Below are 16,321 nucleotides of genomic sequence, written 5' to 3' on the forward strand. Positions count from 1 at the left end.
GCTACAGCTACCGGCTATTCACTTCTACGAAAACGCAAACGGGCGGGAGGACTGTCGCCCTCCCGCCCGCTGGTGCCGGCAGGTGCTGCCGGCGTGGTGCTACGACGTGCTGCGATCAGTGCCAGTGCAGGTTGAACGAGACGCCGACGATGCGCGGTTCGTTGTACACGGCCGCCATGTAGTTCTCGATCACGCCCTTGAGGTTCTTCTCGTTGGTGATGTTGCGGGCGAAAGCGGCCACTTCCCATGCGCCGTAGTCGCCGGTGTAACCCAGCTTGAGGCCGCCCTCGAAGTTGCCGTTGGAGGTGAACTCGATGGAGTCGTACAGCACGAAGCTGGTGTAGCCCTGCTTGTTCCAGTCGGTGGCGACGAAAAAGGCGCCGCCGTCGTTGACCGGGATGTCGTAGCGCGCGGCCAGGTTGACGTTGTACTTGGGCGCGTTCGGCAGCGGGTTGCCGTCGATCTGGGCGAAGGTGTTGTTGCCGATGCGGATGGTCGGGTCCTTCACCGTGCACACCACCACGCCGTTCAGGCCGCACACCTGCGCATACACGCGTTTGTCCTGGATCTCGCTGTGCAGCAGGCTCAGGCCCGCGGTCAGCGACAGATTGGGGATCGGGCGCCAGTCAAGGTCCGCCTCCATGCCGTAGGCCTTGGCCTTGTCGGCGTTGAACAGCACGCCGTTGCCGTTGGAGTCGTTGCCGTTGAGCTGGATGTCGTCGACGGTGTAGGTGAAGCCGGTGACGTTCAGGCGCAGGCGGTTGTCGAACAGGTTGCTCTTGATGCCGGCTTCCCACGACAGGATGGTTTCCGAGTCGGCCGTGGTGAAGTCGGAATTGAACACCGCCGAACGGCCCTGGATGGTCGGGCCGCGGAAGCCGCGCGCGACCTTCGCATACACGTTGACGTTCGGGTTGATCTCATACATCGCGCTCAGGTCCCAGCTCGGCTGGGTGTCGGCCAGGCGCACGTCGCGGCGGCCCTTGTAGGTGACCACGCCGGCCGCGGTGTCGGCGGTCTTGAGCAGCTTGGTCTCTTTGCTGTCGCGGGTCTGGCGCACGCCGGCGGTCAGGGTCAGCGCGTCGGTGACCTTGTAGGTCAGCTGGCCGAAGCCGGCCCAGGAGGTGTTGCTGTTGTGCAGGCGCACCCAGTTGTTGGGATTGCGCGCGGCGGTCTGCAGGAAATAGGCGCGCTGGTAGAAGTCGGTGGTGTCCTTGCCATCGAAGTAGAACGCGCCGGCCTGCCACTGCAGCGCGGCGTCGCCTTCGCTGGCCAGGCGCAGTTCCTGGGTGTACTGGTCCAGGTCGCGCACCTGGCCCATCGACTGGCCGTAGCCGTTGGGCACGCCGTTGACCGGGAAGTTGGCCGCGGCGCCGCCGTCGGTGTCGCCGCGGCTGTAGCCGGAGGTGGTCTCGTAGGCGCTGATCGAGGTCAGCGAGACGCCGCCGAAGTCGTAGATCGCCTTCAGCGAGGCGCCGTGGGTCTTGTACGCCTGCGGGTTGTCGTGGGCTTCGTCGTAGGCCACCTGGTCGCGCGGCACGTCGACCTTGTTCGAGCCCTTGCGCAGCGCGCCGCGCAGGAACAGGGTGGAGGTGCCGTCGTAGTCGCGGGTATGGAACGAGCCCAGCAGGGAGAAGTTCTCGCTCGGCTTCAGCAGCAGCTGCAGGCGCGCGTTGCGGTCGTCGTAGCCGCCCATCGCGTCCTTCTTCGGGGTGACCGTGCCGTCGGCGCTGGGGCCGGTGTAGGTGTTGTCCACCCAGTCGTCGCGGTGCTGGTACAGCGTGGACACGCGGAACGACAGCACGTCGTTGATCGGGCCGCCGATGCCGCCGTCCACCGAGACCGTGTTGTAGCTGCCATAGCTGGCGGTGACGCGGCCGGTGTAGTCGTCGCTGGGCTTGATGCTGTCGAACTTGACGATGCCGGCGGTGGTGTTGCGGCCGAACAGCGAGCCCTGCGGGCCGCGCAGCACTTCCACCTGATCCACGTCGTAGACCGGGTTGGACTTCAGCACCACGTGCTCCAGCACCACGTCGTCCTGGATGATCGACACCGGCTGCGAGGCGCCGAGATAGAAGTCGATGTTGCCCAGGCCGCGGATGTAGAAGCGCGGGAAGATGCGGCCGGTGGTGGTTTCGGCGTAGAAGCTGGGCACGCGGCCGGACAGCGCCAGCAGGGTGTCGTCGCCGCCGGCGGTGAAGTCGCGCATCGCCTCGCCCTGCACCACGCCCACCGACACCGGTACCTCCTGCAGGTTCTGCTCGCGGTGCTCGGCGGTGACGATGATGGTGTCCAGCGAGGTGGCCGCATCGCCAGTGCCGGCGGCATTGGCCGGGCGGGTCTCGCTGCCGGCCAGCGACGGCGCGCTGTCCTGCGCGGCGGCGGCGGCGGCGACCGAGGCCAGCACCAGGGCGGCGCAGGCCTGCGCCAGGCGGGTACGGGCCGGCGCGGCGCGCGCGGTCAGCGGCCGCGGGGAGAGATGGGGATGCAGCATGTCGGATCCTTGTGAGCGCGCAAAATCGAGTCCGTTCGGCTTGCGCAGCAGCCCGCGACGGCATGCGCCAGACTGTGGCGCAGCGCGGCACGATATGTCGTCTGTGTTGCACCGCCATTGCAGTGACGGCGCAGGGCGCGCGAGGCGACGGCGCGTGACCGGTCGTCGTCGCGCCAGGCGCGTGCCGTGGACATGCCTGGGTCTGCACACGCTGCCCGATCGCCCGAGCGGGTCTGCACTTCACCGCATGTTGCAGACCGCGAGGCCAAGGTCGAACGCGGTGCGGCGACCGAACTCATCCACCGCGCCTTCCCTCGTCTACGCCGGCGACGTCATTGCGTGCAGCGCTGCGCGGCAAAGTCGGCCAGGCGTCGGGTGAGCGTACCTTCCTGCCACACGATGTCGAGGATCACCCAGCGATCGTCCTGGCGACCGAGCACCAACGTATCCGTCCACTGCTGGTCATCGATGGCCAGACGGGCGCGCACCTGCGCGGTGTCGCCGGTGACTTGCGCGGTCGTCGAGACCAGCGCCGTCGGTTGGTCCGGCCACAGGAAGAAGGGGCTCTGGTCGAGCATGTGCGGCTTGACGTCTGCAGGCACAAGTTTGGCGCAGGCTGCCTCGTAGGCGCGCTGCGCCTCCAGCGCCGCGAACAGTTCCCGCCCCAGCAGATGCCGCACCTGCGCAACGTCGCCATCGGCATGCTTGGGCGCGATCGCCCAGGCATAGAACGTCTGGACCGTGCGCGCCGGCGACTCGCCCGCGATGGCGGCGAACGCGCTCAGCCACAGACTTATCGCACACAGAACGCGCATTCCCCTCATGGATCGTTGCCACCTCGGGCCGCCAGATGCGGCATGTCGATCCTCGACCAGTGGCTGCGCGGCGTCAATGCGAGCGCTGCCTCGTGCGCCAGCGGCCGGCGTGGCCTCAGCAACCAGATGCCTAGGTAACAGGAGACATCCGATTTCACCGGAACTGCAACCACGTAGAGCGGCTTCAGCCGCGACAGGCTTTCCCGGGAATGCCCGTTGCGGCTGAAACCGCTCCTACAAGGCCACGACACATGCCGCTAAATCGCAGCGAAAGCGCGTCACCAGGGCATCCTTCAGTCGCTGTCCACCCCGAGTACGCTCAAGCGCAGCGGCGGTGCATCCGGCCCGATCGGCGCATACTCCAGTCTTCCGGTCACCCGCACCACCTGGCCGCTTCCTTCCTCGCGCAGATGCGCCGCCTGGTCCGCGGTGACCGCCAGCCGCAGCTGGCGCACCTGCTCGTGCCGCGGCTGGCGCCCATCCGCCGACGCCGCCACGCACAGCGGCTGCGGCAGGATCAGTACCTCTTCCTGGGTCGCTGCCGCACCGGCAGCGGCGTCCTGATGCGCATGCGTGTGCGGGACAGTAGGCGGGGCGGCGTCGGTGGGCGACGGCGCCAGAATACCGGACAGGGTGACCTGAGTCGGGCCATACGGCAGGCAATGCCTGGGCGCCGCCATCAGCTCGGGCGAGGTGCCGATCAGCAGCAACGGGAACAGCGACAGGGTACGGATCGGCATGGTGGCACGCGGATGGAGAGGGACCGCCGAGCATACCCAAGCGCGATGGCGCGTGTGCTGCAGTCCGCGCCATCGCGTCGCGCAGCCCTACCGGCGGTCAGGATTCGCGTTCCACCACCACGTCGGTGAACCGCGGTTCGGCCGCGATCAGCGCATGCAGCCGCGCAAAGCACGGATCGTCGTCGCGCATCGCATGGCGGCCGAGCAGCCGCTCCCAGAACGAACGCTCCTTCTCGATCTGCAGCATCCAGGTATGGTTGCCATCGACCTCTTCCTCGGCGTAGGCGCCGACCAGATAGGTGCGCCCCTGGCATTCCGCTTCGGAGGCCCAGCCCCAGTCCTCCGGGTCCGGCTCGGACAGGACCATGGCGTCGCCCACACGCACGCGCAGCCAGTCCAGCAGCGAGCTGCCGCGGATCGGATTGATCGGATTCTCCGGCTCGGCGCTCACCTCGAGCAGACGGGAGCGGAAATGGATGACAGGATGCATGCGGCAGCTTGACTCTCGAACGATCGGGGGGCGGACGCGCGCATCGGCGCGGCTGCGTCATGGCGCGCAAGCGCGGATGGGCGGTCCCGGAGGGTAACGCACGCGCGGCGGTCCAGGTGGACAGCGGTGCGGCACGTCATGTGGCTCGTGCGGCCTACGCACGCGCCTGCGGCACGCAGACACGCCACTCGCAGCACCCAGCGACCAGCGCCGGACACCATGGTGCCGCAACCGGCCAGGTCCATTGCAGCATGCCTGCATGACAACTCATCGCATCCGCCGTAGACAGGCGCATGCGCCCAGAGACGCCCAGCTAGCGATCGCAGCGGTGAGCCACACGTCGGCGACCTTGCGGCAGGGCGAGGCGCAGGCCAGGTAAAGGGTTGGCTAGAGGAGCCTGCCGCGGCGGCACCGTCATGCCCTAACGTGGCGCTTGGCGCTCCTTACTCAGCGTGTCGCGATCTCACGCCATTGCAGCAATCTGTGTGCCGCCCGTTCGGCTTGTTGCTCCATCCCGGGGAGGTCCATCCCCTGCTCGCTGAGCTGCACAAGATGACGAACCAGCACCGGATGCTCTGCGCCTTGCCAGAGCAGACTGCAGATCGGCTCGACATAGCCATCGTACTCGTCGCGTGCCTGCGGGGTCCCTGCGATGCCGATAGGGTCCCAGATGTAGTGCAGCACCTCGCTGACCGCGCGACGCAACGTCAGCATTTCGTCCGGACGGCGGGCCGATGCGAAGTCGCGCACATCCACATCATTCCGCAGACGTCGCAACAATGCGTCGTCTTCGATGTAGAACATCTCCCGACACGGCAATTCTGGCTTTACCGCAATCATCATCAACTGACCCAGACGCAGGTCCGGATCGCGCTGCCATGCCTCCCTCACCGCGGCGAGCACGCCATCAATTCTTTCTGGATCTCGCATTCTTTGCTCCCTTGTCACCGATATGCGCCCGCGTGTGTCGGCTGGTCCCGTTCCATCCGCCTGCAGCCAGGCGCATCAGGTAGAGACGCTCCTGCCACACGCGGCACAGAGCTTCGCCCGCGGGGTTCGCAATGGCTTTCCGCTGGCGCGACACGGAGGACCATAGATGGAGAGGCGCCAGCAGTAGAGATCCTTTGCCATCGCGTAAACCTTCATAGAGCAACGTTGGTATGGATGAAGCAGTGGCAGGCAAAACAAGACAGCGAGATTCTCGATGCCGCGTGCTCAGCCAGGCCCCAATCGGGTTTGCGTCACGCATATCGCGCCTGGATGAGGACGGCGCCATGGAATGCATCATGGCTGCTCTCCTGGGCGACCCACTACTTTGCCGTGTCTCAGCCTTGGCCTTAGCTGCCCGCTGCCTGCCACAGCGCATAGCCCAACAGCCCAAAGCCCACCAGGGCAAACCCGCCCCAGAAGGCCGCCGCGTCGGCCGAGACCACGCGTGGGCCGAGACCACGCGTGGGGCCAGGTACGCGCTGCGCTTGCCGGATTTGCTGCGCCGTTTGCTGCTCCACGGTTCGACACTGTAGTAGCCGAACGAGAACGTCGGCACCACGAGCATGCCGACGACATAGCACAGACCGTAGAGAACGATCTCGACCAGCGGGCGCAGGACGACCTCGGTCAACAGGCTTGCGGGCATGGTGTCACCTGATCCAGACAGAAGTGATGTGCGGCGTTGGCCTCGCCCCTGCGCCGAGGCTGCATGCGATGCTCGTCGAGCGGGCACTGGCCGTCAACGGCCGGCGCCCTCGATCACCGGCTGTCGCTCAGCAGCCGCTGCACCAGCTCGAATCCGAGCACCGACATCGACGGATAGCGCGCATACTCGTCCACCGACAGCATCCGCACGAAGGTGTCGCCTTCGTGCAGGGCGCCGGCGATGTGGATCGTCAGCAACTCCTTGGCGTCTTGGGGCAGCGGCGCGTGGCCGACGATCTGCCATCCGCCGCTCCTGAGTTTCTGGGTGCCGGTGAACAGCAACCGGATGTCCTTGTCGCCATCGCGCACCGGCAGCGGCTGTGCCGGCGACGCGCCAAGCGTCGGTTCCGATGCCTGCTGTTCCAGCACACAGAAGCCGACCACCTTGCGATAGTCGCCCTGCGGCGCCCACAGCACTTGGCAGAGCGCGTACGTTCCCGCATCCGAAGGGATCGCGAAGACATCGCCCGCCCGGTACTTCACTGCCATTCCACCACCCTCTGAAATCTGGACCGCGGCAAGGTATCCCCGCGGCGTGCCTGATGGCAGCCACCTTACTGGTCGAGGTGTTCCTCGGCGTCGCTGCGGCTGGCCGGCGCGCATGGGTTACGGGAGGCCACGCCACGCACCACAGCGACGGTGTCCGGCGGGCAGCATGATGTCCTCACCTACTGATTCGCTCGCCACCGGTTCACCCGGCATGCACCACACTATTGCCCCACCTCTGGAGCGACTGTGATGCACAAGACCTGGCTGCTCGCCTTGTTGGCGGTTCCCGCACTGGCCTACGCGGCGCCGGACGAGGATACGGCGATGTGCCGCAACGGCGGCTTCCCCATGAGTACGGCCGGGTTCTCGCTCGCCAAGGTCGCAGTGCCGCGCCTGTACCTGCTCAACGATGACGACGGTTGCCCGGCCAAGGGCGAGGCCGCGTGCCGGCAGCGCGCCTATGTGGTCAAGGACGACACCGTGATCCTGGCGCAGCGCCAGGGCGGCTTCGTCTGCGCGTTCTACCCCAACAAGGTCGGCGGCAGCGCCGGCTGGGTGGCGGCGTCCAGCGTGCAGCCACTGCCGGCGACGACCGCACCGAAGCCGCAGGCCTGGATCGGCCAGTGGCACGACGGCGACAACGAACTGCAACTGATCGCCAACGGCGACGGCACCATCACCGCCAACGGCGATGCCTACTGGCCCAGCGCCAACCCGACCCCAGATCAAGCGCCTGGTGGGCCGCACCTTGGCGCCGTCACCGCGCGCGGCTTTCCCGAAGGCAATCGGCTTGAACTCAGCCAGGACGACTGCAAGGTCCGCCTGCAGCTGGTCGGCGATCTGCTGGTGGCCTCGGACAACCTGGAGTGCGGCGGCGCCAACGTCAGCTTCAATGGCGTGTACCGGCGCAAGGCGGCCAAGCACTGAGGCGCGGCCTCTGCGGCGTCCGCGTTGCATGTGATCCGGGCGGCGAGGCCGTGCCGCCCGGGTTGTCGAAAGCGTGCCTTCAGATGCCCGGCCATAGCCCGATCAAGCGACTCTGCCAGGCGTCGCTGCCCAGGAACGCAGAGACCATATGGACGCTGGCGCCGATCGCAAGCAGCACGCACGCGCCCGACCGTACCGGCGACGCATGGTCAACGCCCACGCACAGCGCGGCAACACCAAGTAGCGCGCCGGCAAGCACACACAACACACGTGTCGATCGGCGACTTGCGCGCGCCATCCCCATCAGCCATGCCTTGCGAAATCGCTCGAGTTCACGTCACAAGCCCACGCTTTGTGCGACGAGATCAGCGAACACCCACACATTGCCCTTGTCGTATGTCTCGGGTGCTTCCGTTCCGCCCAGCGTCGGATACGGCTGCGGGATGTAGATCTGCCCGGGCTTCAACGGGCCAAGACGCGCCGCGATCGCCCGCACGTGGTCGCCGCGCAACACGTACGCCTCGAAGCCCGGATCGCGCAGGATGGCCGCCTCGAACGCCGCGGTGGAGGCGTGCGCGCCATAGGACTTGGCGGCGGCCTTGAACGGGTGCAGCACCGCGTAATCCTGGCTGGCCGGATCATGCAGAAAGAAGTGACCGAGACTCGAATAGCCGACCACGACGGTATACGCCGGGAACGCATCCGCCCACGGGCCGAGCATCTCGTGCGATTCCGGCACGATCAGGTGGTACAGCGGGACGTTCGTCGTGTCAGCGCGCTCTGTGCTCTGGCTCATCGGAGACCTCGCAGCGATGGCGCGCCAGGATACCAAGCCACGTGCATCCGCCTGCTGTCAGCATGTTCACCTAGGCCTTGGCGATGGCGCCATAGCACCTGGCCGATCCATCCAGGAAAAACTGTACGTCGCGCCCCTCGCACCAGGCTTCCAGCTCGGCCTTGAACACCGGCCACAGGTCGCACGCCCATGCAGGTGCACTCTGCGCCCAGGCATGTTCGGTGGGCACGTAGACCGTCGGCACGCCCATCGGGAAATCCAGTACGAACTCGCCGCCCGGGCCAGTGCAGACGAGTTCTTCCTTCCAGCGGGGTTGGAATTGGAATGTGGTCATGCGTCCGTTAGCGGCAGATTGATGCGATCTCGCACGAACAAGGCACTGCGCCTATCTTCCGCCATGCTCAAGCAGCAGTTGCAGGATGGCCGGAGAAGCCATGCCGCGTGCAATTCCCGTTGGGGTCACCGACTCTCCTTCCGGAAGATTAGGATCTGCCCCATATTTCAGTAGCAAGCGAACGAGGTCGGCGTTGCCATTCCTCACTGCCAGTGCGAGTGGGGAGCTGAACTCGCCTGGAAGGCGAACGCACTCCGTGATCTGCGCATAGCCACGGCCGTTTGGGTCTGCGCCTCCTTCAAGCAAAATTTCTACCCCTGTCCAATCCTCGAACGCCACGGCCCTATTGAGGAAGTGATACTCGTACGCGGCCTTGCAGCGATCTTTGGCGAAGAGGTCTTTGGCGTCGACGGCGGGTGGCAACACGCTGAGCGCCAACACGGCGAGTAGAGAGACCCTTTTCATGTTGCAAGTTGCCTCTTTTGAGTCGATCCGCGTGAATTGTCGTTGGGTTGGATAAATTCCAGTCTATAGGGAGGAACCACGTGACTCCAATCCATACTCTTCACTACGGCTTCTCCAAACAACCGCCCAGTGCACACAGGCCGCCAACAGGTTCCTGGTTCCGTAGAGGCCCCAGTCCCAGCCTTCAGCTCAGCGGCACAGCGCTGGTTGACGACCAGGGGGTCGCAGATAGCTAACCACGCCCCGCAACTTAGTTTGCCCTTGTACGTCTTGCCACGCACCGTCAAGGTCATGTCCGGCCCTGCTCCCCTTAGCCTGAAGCTCGGTGGAAGCGAGTGATCGCCTGGATTGGCGTAGGTCAGGTCGATCCTGCTAGCGCTGTGATCCAACGCAACGACTTTGTAGGAACCTTGCGGAAGACTGCGTGGCCCATTCTTGTCTTGAATGAGGATCCCACCAATCTTGTCGTAGCCGAGAAATTCCAGATCCGGCACTGGTGCGCCGGGCGGCGCTTAGAACGCCCACATCGTACTGCTGGCCACGGCGGAGGACGCGGCCAGGAAAAGCGCAGTGATAAGGGCAAGTAGCATCTAGCCCTCCTTTGCCGTTAATGCCGAACGATCAAGCTCGCGAACGAGTACGGGTCGGATACGACACTTTAAGCATCGGTCACCAAGAGGCAACCGCTTCCCGCGAATATGCAACGAAGGGCAGCCTGCAATGTCAGGTACTCCGGCGGTGTCAACTGGAACACGACCGTGAGAATCCCCAAACCAGCCAGTGCCACCGGCGAATCTGGAACGAATGTAATCCGCGCGTGGCCAGGGCTGAGCAGAAACTGGGAGACGCCGCCGTAGCCCGAGGTTTCCTGGCCGCACCATTCGACATGATAGGTGTCCATCCTCAACGCCACGTCCTGCTCGTCGAACGAGAATGCACGCTGGAGCAGGAGATAGGTCGTGGTATCGAGCGCCTGGTCGGCGAAGCCGACAAGATGGCACTCCCCCTCTGGGTGTTCTACAGCGATGCTTCTCGCTTGAAGTACGAATGACGACATGCCGATGCTCGCTCCTCATTCGCCATATTCCACAGATTAGAAGAAGGCCAAGAGCGAACTCCCAAGAAAGCGCGCTCTGAGCCGTATTTTCCGCATAGGCTATTCAGCACGGTTGAAGCGGTTCATCGTGATCGCCGGCTCGCCGTTGATGTTCAACCAGACCACGGTTTCGGTCATCGTCTTGCCATCAGGGGCGACGGTGTAAGTGCGCGTCGTGCGCGGCATTCCCTTCAAGTAGAAGGCGGCGACCATCACGTTCGGCGCCGGCAGCCATACGGCCGTGGTGTCGACCGTCGGGTAGCCTTTGCTTGGGACTGCGGTTCCGTCTAGCGGATAAATGGCGACGGCATGGATGTCATGCCCATCGCCACCGACGATGTCGGCATTCGTCTGCCACTTGCCCTTGCCCACATCGCTGTAGGTGAGCGAGGCGCTTTTCGGCCGCTGCGCGGGCGGCGCCGGCATGCTCGCGACATCGAGCACCCATTTTCCGAGAAAGGGCGACTTGGAGGATTGGGCGAGCGTGGGCGCATTACAGACAAGGCCCACGATCAGCAGCAGTACGGCGAGATGCTTTTTCATACTTTCTCTCCAGCGGCTTAGGCGCATTGTTGCATAACCTCGACGTCCCCCCGCTTTCAGTAACGGGGCTCTTTAGAGTCCGGGTTTCATCGTAGCGGCTTTGGCCGCTAGCTGTTGGGCATAGGCGGCCGGGGTCAGGCCGCCCAAGATCTTCTTCGGTCGCTCCTCGTTATATTCCCGTCGCCAGGTCTGGATCTCGGCGCGGGCGTGCAGCAGCGTCGGGAACCAGTGTTCGTTGAGGCACTCGTCGCGCAGGCGGCCGTTGAGGCTCTCGATGTAGGCGTTCTGGTTCGGCTTGCCTGGCTGGATCAAGCGCAGCTGCACACCGCGCTCGTGAGCCCACGTCACCATCGTCTTGCCGCAGAACTCCTTGTCGTTGTCGGTGCGGATCACCTGCGGCAGACCCCGTGTCAGTGCCAGCCGATCCAGCACCCGGGCCACGCCGTGACCGTAGACAGCCCGCTCCACCTCGATCGCCACCGCCTCGTGCGTGGCATCGTCGACGATGGTCAGGGCCTTGAGCACCCGGCCCTCGGCGGTGCGGTCGAACACGAAGTCCATCGACCAGACCTGGTTAGCGGCTTCAGGCCGAAGCAACGGCTGGCGCTCGCCCAGCAGCACCTTCTTGCGCTTGCGCCGGCGCACCTGCAACCTGGCCTCTTGATACAGCCGTTCCACCCGCTTGTAGTTCACCGGCCACTGCTCCTGCCGCAGCTTCAGATAGATCATCCCGACGCCGTAGCGCTTGTGCCGCTGCGCCAGCGCCAGGATCCGCTCGCGCAGCTCGACGTTGCGATCCGGACGCGGGACGTAGCGCAGCGCGCTGGCGCTCATCCGCACCACGGCCAGCGCCCGACGCTCCGTGAGCCCGCGCTCCATCAGCTGCCGCACCAGCATCCTGCGCGCCGGTGCGGTCACCACTTTTTTCGCAGGGCGTCCTTGATAACGTCGTTCTCGAACAACTGCTCGGCCAGCAGCTTCTTCAGCCGCGTGTTCTCCGCCTCCAGCTCCTTGAGCCGCTTGGCCTCCGGCACGCTCATGCCGCCGAACTTGCTTCGCCACAGGTAGTAGGAGGCCTCGCTGAATCCGTGCCGCCGGCACAGGTCCTTCACCGCCACGCCGGCTTCGGCCTCACGCAGGAAGCCGATGATCTGCTCTTCGGTAAAGCGCTTCTTCACGTCCAATCTCCGTCTCGTTGGGGATTGGACTCCAAATCGCCCTGCTACTCAAAACCGGGGGACGTCGGGGCGTCGGTTTGACACAGGCATACGCGACAAGAAAAATAGATGGAGCTGCCCTTCAGGAACAAAATTCAAGGAGGATCAAACGATGACACACACGTGGCTTTTCGTCGCAGCCTGCGCAATGGCGCTGTCCAGTACTGCTCAGGCTCAGGATGCCAAGCCTTTGGACCAGTTGGAGGTCATCTCCCGCAGCTACGCAAAGGACAATCACGTGGCTGAAGCGGAAGCCTCGCGGCGCCTGGAGCTCAGGCAGGTGCTTGCCCGGTCGGAGATCGACGCTTTCAAAGCGGACTATGCCAACCGTCTCGATACCTCGTATTGGGACGATAGCCGCGACGGGTTCAAGCTCGTGCTGCGGCTCAAGCAGGGTCCGCTACCCGCTATCCATGAGTTGTCCACGCCGCACGGAACCATCCCGGTCAAGTTCACGCTGGTGTCCGGCAAGACGCTAGACGAGATCAGCGCCATCCTGGCGGCGAACCAAGCACGCCTGCAGGAGCAGGTGCCCGGCTTGCAGGGCACGGGTATCGATGAAGTGGATGCTGCGATCGTGCTTTACGTCTTCGTCCCTGCGGAGGAGCAAGCTGCCTACGAAGCGGAGAACGCAGCGCTGAGTCGCCAGCTCGGCGTGCCTGTCAGGTTCAAGTTCCTGCCGGGCCCCATGGAATCAGAACCACAAGAGTCGCCCGAGCCATCGTCCAGCTCAACGTTGCCGACACAGAGTGCGCCATTGGCAACGACCCAGTCCCCCTATGTGCGGGGCGGCTCGCAGATCCTCAATCTGGACAACGAGCACCAGTGCACCGGCGGCTTCATCGTGCGGAACAAGGACAACACCAATTGGGGCCTGGTCACCGCGGCGCACTGTGGCAAGAACCTCATGTACGGAAACTGGTCGGATGCGGCAAGCGGCGTACAGGTCACCGCGAAGCTGACTTACGAGGACCGGATTTTCGACGCGACACACGACTTGGCATGGTTTTCTTTCCCAGTTCTGGGCTACCGCCCACTTGGAGAAGTCTTTGCGAGGGACACCTGTTCCAGTTGCGGTGTGGCGATCCTCTCGGCCGCAGCCGCCGTAGCTGGAGATCGGGTATGCCACAGGGGCTTGCAGACCGGTTGGACGTGCGGCGTCGTGTCGAGTAGCACGGCGAGCTTTAGCAGTAAGGAGTGCAACGGACAGGTCTGTGACCCCCTGGCCTACAAGGTGGTAGTGGGGGACGACTTGGCGTGCTTTCGTGGTGACAGTGGCGGGCCGGTCCACTATGGAAACATTGCCTACGGCATCGTCAAGAGCGCTTCCTATGCGGGCGTCGAACCGGGCCGGTGCGGCGCGCTGGTTTTCAGTCCGATTGGCAAGATCGTGGACTTAGGCCTACGGCTGTACTGATTCCAGTACGCTGCACCTCTACCGGCTCTATCACTAGCGCATCGCGCGCAGATCAAGTTGTCCAGCCGGCATACCAGAACCCGCCGCAGGAGCCGCCGCAGCGGCGAGCCGTGCCGCTTAATCGAGCAGGCGCTGCGCCCCCGCCAGTCGCTCGTGTTCGAGGACCTTGTCGGCATGGGCCGATGCGGCACGGCAAAGGAGAGCCGTGGCCAGCACATCGGTCCAGGCGGCCGGGGGGATGCGGCGCGGCTGGCAGCGTCGCGCGAAAACAACGGCCAGTGCCGGAAAAGCGTCTGCTCGGCGATCGGCGCCGCCTGGCTCAAGCCCGGGCGCGCTGAGGTAGTATCCGGTTCGACCACGTCAACGTCGCATAGATGTCCGAACGCGTCGCATGTCGCCTTCACGGCGTGGATTTGAACAGCAAAAAGAGATCTGAGCGCACGCGCAGCAGGTGCTGAGCGTGCTCCCATTCTTTTGCCGGAGATCCCCATGCGCTGCGTCATCTATACCCGCAAGTCGGCCGACGAGACCGATCCTCAACTGAGAGAACTGGTGAGAGAACTGGGGTCAGAGTGCATTTTCAAGACAAGTGCACTCTGACTCTTTTTCCTACTGACTCTTTTTCCTACTGACTCTTTTTCCTAGACCGGTGATCAGACTTCTAAAGCATCACCGGAGTCGTTGTGCCAGCGGACGAAAGTTGGGGGCTTTCCCGTGTCCCGGAAGGAGGCGAAGGCTCGCTCAATCGTTGCGAGCGGCAGCGCCCATGAAGCTGGATATAAATCGACTTGGCCATTGGAGAGCCTGTATTCGATCATTTCGTCAAGCGGTCCGGAATAGGAAGGGTTGCGAGAACTGAAGCCTGTATCTTCAGACGAAGGCAAGAACATAAGCCAGCCGATGTCGCCGTTGATGAGAGCGCAAAGAGACGACCCATTTGGAGCCGATTCCCAGACCTCCCGACAGTTAGCGCAACTCAACATATAAGGACTAACACCTGATTTAAACCGAACCGCGAGGCAGCTTCCGTTTGAATAACTAGTTAAGCCGCAGTGCACGAATTTTTCGGCGCAAAAGTATGCCGGCAACAAGCATTGCGCTCCCCAAAAGGATAAAAATGTATGGCAGATATTCCGGCCAGGGTAGCTCGGCAGGGACCGCCCGAAGGTATTGATGGGAGGTCTCTCCATCACTTGGCAACATCAAGGAGATCGGAAGCTGATGCAGTACTAATGGCGTGCCGAATAGCCCGGTCAGCGAGAATAGCACGCCGAGCACTGTTACTAGGTTTGCGAAAATCTTCTTCATGTGACCTAACGCTTAAATTATCTCAATCAGCGAAGCCGGTTCGGCCTGAATGGAACTGTCAGCTGCCGTTTCCGGCACTGATGTAGTTGTAACAGCCGACTGCAGCAAGCGCGACCGTCAGCGCAATGAGACCGACTCCCTCGATATCTAAGTTCGACCGAAGAAGCTTGCGACGCCAAGACGGGACGAGCAGGCACGGCGACACTACCAGCAGCCCAGCGCCGAGGCTAGCCAAGCCGAGTCCGAGGTTGAACTGCCATGATTCCCAAAGCTGGCTAAGCATCTGACGTGGCACCTAGCGCCTGAACTAAGCGGACCCACGCAGCGACTTCGGCGTCGGCTTGAGTGAACTGTTAGGGACCACTGTTAGGCTCCAGCGACGATGATGCATCAAGGTATTCCTGCGGCGGAGACTCAAGCTGAGGATTGGCAAGCCAGTGAACTTCTCCGTGGATGCGAAGCATGGCCCAGTGCCATGCCTCGTCATGAAAGATGAGCCCGTGTAGATCATTTGGCTCCTCGTATGGATAGCGTGCAACTGCCGCGTTGTCAGCGTCCGCCGGTGATTATGACCCGTAAGAGCGAAGAACCCGCGCGAACAAGTGGCGTTCGTGCTTCAGGCACTCCACGTATTCTTTCTCTGTCCAATTTTGGCTTGCCATGAAATTCGCATGTTAAAACTGGGGGTCAGGGTGAACTATAAAGGTGTAGCACACAAGAAAATGTGCACTCTGACCCCTAATTTCCTCAATAAAATGTGCACTCTGACCCCTATTTCCGTAGTGATATCACGAGGCCGCCCTGATGGAGATGCCAGACTTTTGCGAGCCATCTCCTTGCACGGAGCTTGGGCATCCCGCTGCAACGGCATATGCAATCACGAAGCAGGGTGTATACCAGGCACCAAATACCGCTTGGAATGGATTGCCTCCCTGTGAAAAAGCGATCCCGACGGCGGCGACGGATGTGAGGAGCGCCACAACGAGAGTCGGGTACTTCAGACGCAGCCTGTCTCTCATGAAAGCGAACGTTGTGGCGTACGCAATGAGGTGGACGGGAAGCACTGTCATGACAAAGACGCCCATCCACGCCGCAAGCCCTGTAGAGAGGCTGACGCCGGGCGCCAAGGCTGCGTTTGCGATAAGGCCGCCCCAAACAGAGAGAGGAGCCGCGACCAACCCCATCCAATGAAGAGCTGTTCCTAGCTTCGAATACCGTTTTTCTTCCATGCCCCTAGCCTGACGGACCGCGAGGATGCGGGATGGCGTGATCCTCGCCGAGGCATTGATCCGCAGTCAATGGCTGGGCGGCTCTTGCTCGGGTTCGCACCATAACTATCAGGCGTGCAAGGAGAACCGGATATCAGAGCGGACTTTCTAGGAAAACTGCACTCTGACCCCTATTTCCCCTCTGCGACGTGACCGCGTCCGGTTCCAATCCATCCCACAGGAACCAGTCGACGCAAAGCAGGCATAGGAAGGTCGTGGTCGAAGTA

Annotated in this window: 15 protein-coding genes; 2 read left to right on the top strand and 13 right to left on the bottom strand. The window is 63.3% G+C overall.

The window, feature by feature from the left end; genetic code table 11:
- Positions 1-115: 115 nt before the first annotated feature.
- The 6 genes from CEK68_RS14410 to CEK68_RS14440 all read right to left on the bottom strand — a co-directional run bounded on the left by CEK68_RS14410 (position 116) and on the right by CEK68_RS14440 (position 6,723).
- On the bottom strand, positions 116-2,494 hold the full coding sequence (locus CEK68_RS14410; protein WP_152239784.1) for a TonB-dependent receptor: 2,379 nt from the start codon (positions 2,492-2,494) through the stop codon (positions 116-118).
- Between the two features lie 332 nt (positions 2,495-2,826).
- Positions 2,827-3,309 (bottom strand): nuclear transport factor 2 family protein, encoded by a 483-nt coding sequence (locus tag CEK68_RS14415; protein WP_152239785.1) that lies wholly within the window; start codon positions 3,307-3,309, stop codon positions 2,827-2,829.
- Between the two features lie 293 nt (positions 3,310-3,602).
- On the bottom strand, positions 3,603-4,049 hold the full coding sequence (locus CEK68_RS14420) for a hypothetical protein (protein WP_152239786.1): 447 nt from the start codon (positions 4,047-4,049) through the stop codon (positions 3,603-3,605).
- Between the two features lie 97 nt (positions 4,050-4,146).
- Positions 4,147-4,539 (bottom strand): hypothetical protein, encoded by a 393-nt coding sequence (locus tag CEK68_RS14425; RefSeq protein WP_017914678.1) that lies wholly within the window; start codon positions 4,537-4,539, stop codon positions 4,147-4,149.
- A gap of 447 nt (positions 4,540-4,986) precedes the next feature.
- Positions 4,987-5,469, bottom strand: a complete 483-nt coding sequence (locus CEK68_RS21285) for a hypothetical protein (protein WP_226977894.1) — start codon at positions 5,467-5,469, stop codon at positions 4,987-4,989.
- A gap of 819 nt (positions 5,470-6,288) precedes the next feature.
- Positions 6,289-6,723, bottom strand: coding sequence for a hypothetical protein (locus tag CEK68_RS14440; protein WP_152239787.1), 435 nt, complete (start codon positions 6,721-6,723; stop codon positions 6,289-6,291).
- 249 nt (positions 6,724-6,972) lie between these two features.
- On the opposite strand from CEK68_RS14440, the gene CEK68_RS14445 reads away from it, so the two are divergent.
- Positions 6,973-7,650 carry a hypothetical protein gene (locus CEK68_RS14445; protein ID WP_152239788.1) on the top strand — a complete coding sequence of 226 codons (678 nt, stop codon included), beginning with the start codon at positions 6,973-6,975 and terminating at the stop codon, positions 7,648-7,650.
- Positions 7,651-7,987: 337 nt separating this feature from the next.
- Here CEK68_RS14445 and CEK68_RS14450 read toward each other — a convergent pair whose 3' ends face one another.
- From CEK68_RS14450 to CEK68_RS14475, 6 genes are all read right to left on the bottom strand, one after another.
- Positions 7,988-8,446, bottom strand: coding sequence for a T6SS immunity protein Tdi1 domain-containing protein (locus tag CEK68_RS14450; protein WP_226977896.1), 459 nt, complete (start codon positions 8,444-8,446; stop codon positions 7,988-7,990).
- 70 nt (positions 8,447-8,516) lie between these two features.
- Positions 8,517-8,780: a hypothetical protein gene (locus CEK68_RS14455; protein WP_152239789.1), complete on the bottom strand. Its 264-nt coding sequence runs from the start codon at positions 8,778-8,780 to the stop codon at positions 8,517-8,519.
- Between the two features lie 51 nt (positions 8,781-8,831).
- Positions 8,832-9,245, bottom strand: coding sequence for an ankyrin repeat domain-containing protein (locus CEK68_RS14460; RefSeq protein ID WP_081616361.1), 414 nt, complete (start codon positions 9,243-9,245; stop codon positions 8,832-8,834).
- A 658-nt stretch (positions 9,246-9,903) separates the two neighbouring features.
- Complete coding sequence (locus CEK68_RS14465) at positions 9,904-10,302, bottom strand: Imm10 family immunity protein (RefSeq protein WP_017911379.1); 399 nt, start codon at positions 10,300-10,302, stop codon at positions 9,904-9,906.
- A gap of 99 nt (positions 10,303-10,401) precedes the next feature.
- Positions 10,402-10,884: a hypothetical protein gene (locus CEK68_RS14470; protein WP_043090286.1), complete on the bottom strand. Its 483-nt coding sequence runs from the start codon at positions 10,882-10,884 to the stop codon at positions 10,402-10,404.
- A gap of 72 nt (positions 10,885-10,956) precedes the next feature.
- Positions 10,957-12,062, bottom strand: a protein-coding gene (locus CEK68_RS14475; RefSeq protein ID WP_150410023.1) for an IS3 family transposase whose coding sequence is annotated in 2 segments (ribosomal slippage) — positions 10,957-11,804 and positions 11,804-12,062 — 1,107 coding nt in all. Because the reading frame shifts where the segments join, the coding sequence is not laid out codon by codon here.
- Between the two features lie 151 nt (positions 12,063-12,213).
- Between CEK68_RS14475 and CEK68_RS14480 the strand changes: the two genes are divergently transcribed.
- The gene (locus tag CEK68_RS14480) at positions 12,214-13,518 is read left to right on the top strand and encodes a Venom serine protease KN13 (protein ID WP_152239790.1); all 1,305 of its coding nucleotides are present in this window, start codon (positions 12,214-12,216) and stop codon (positions 13,516-13,518) included.
- A gap of 1,038 nt (positions 13,519-14,556) precedes the next feature.
- Here CEK68_RS14480 and CEK68_RS21040 read toward each other — a convergent pair.
- Positions 14,557-14,826, bottom strand: coding sequence for a hypothetical protein (locus CEK68_RS21040; RefSeq protein WP_191091390.1), 270 nt, complete (start codon positions 14,824-14,826; stop codon positions 14,557-14,559).
- Between the last annotated feature and the right edge of the window lie 1,495 nt (positions 14,827-16,321).

Source organism: Xanthomonas sp. LMG 12461, from assembly GCF_009192935.1.
GTDB lineage: Bacteria > Pseudomonadota > Gammaproteobacteria > Xanthomonadales > Xanthomonadaceae > Xanthomonas_A > Xanthomonas_A sontii.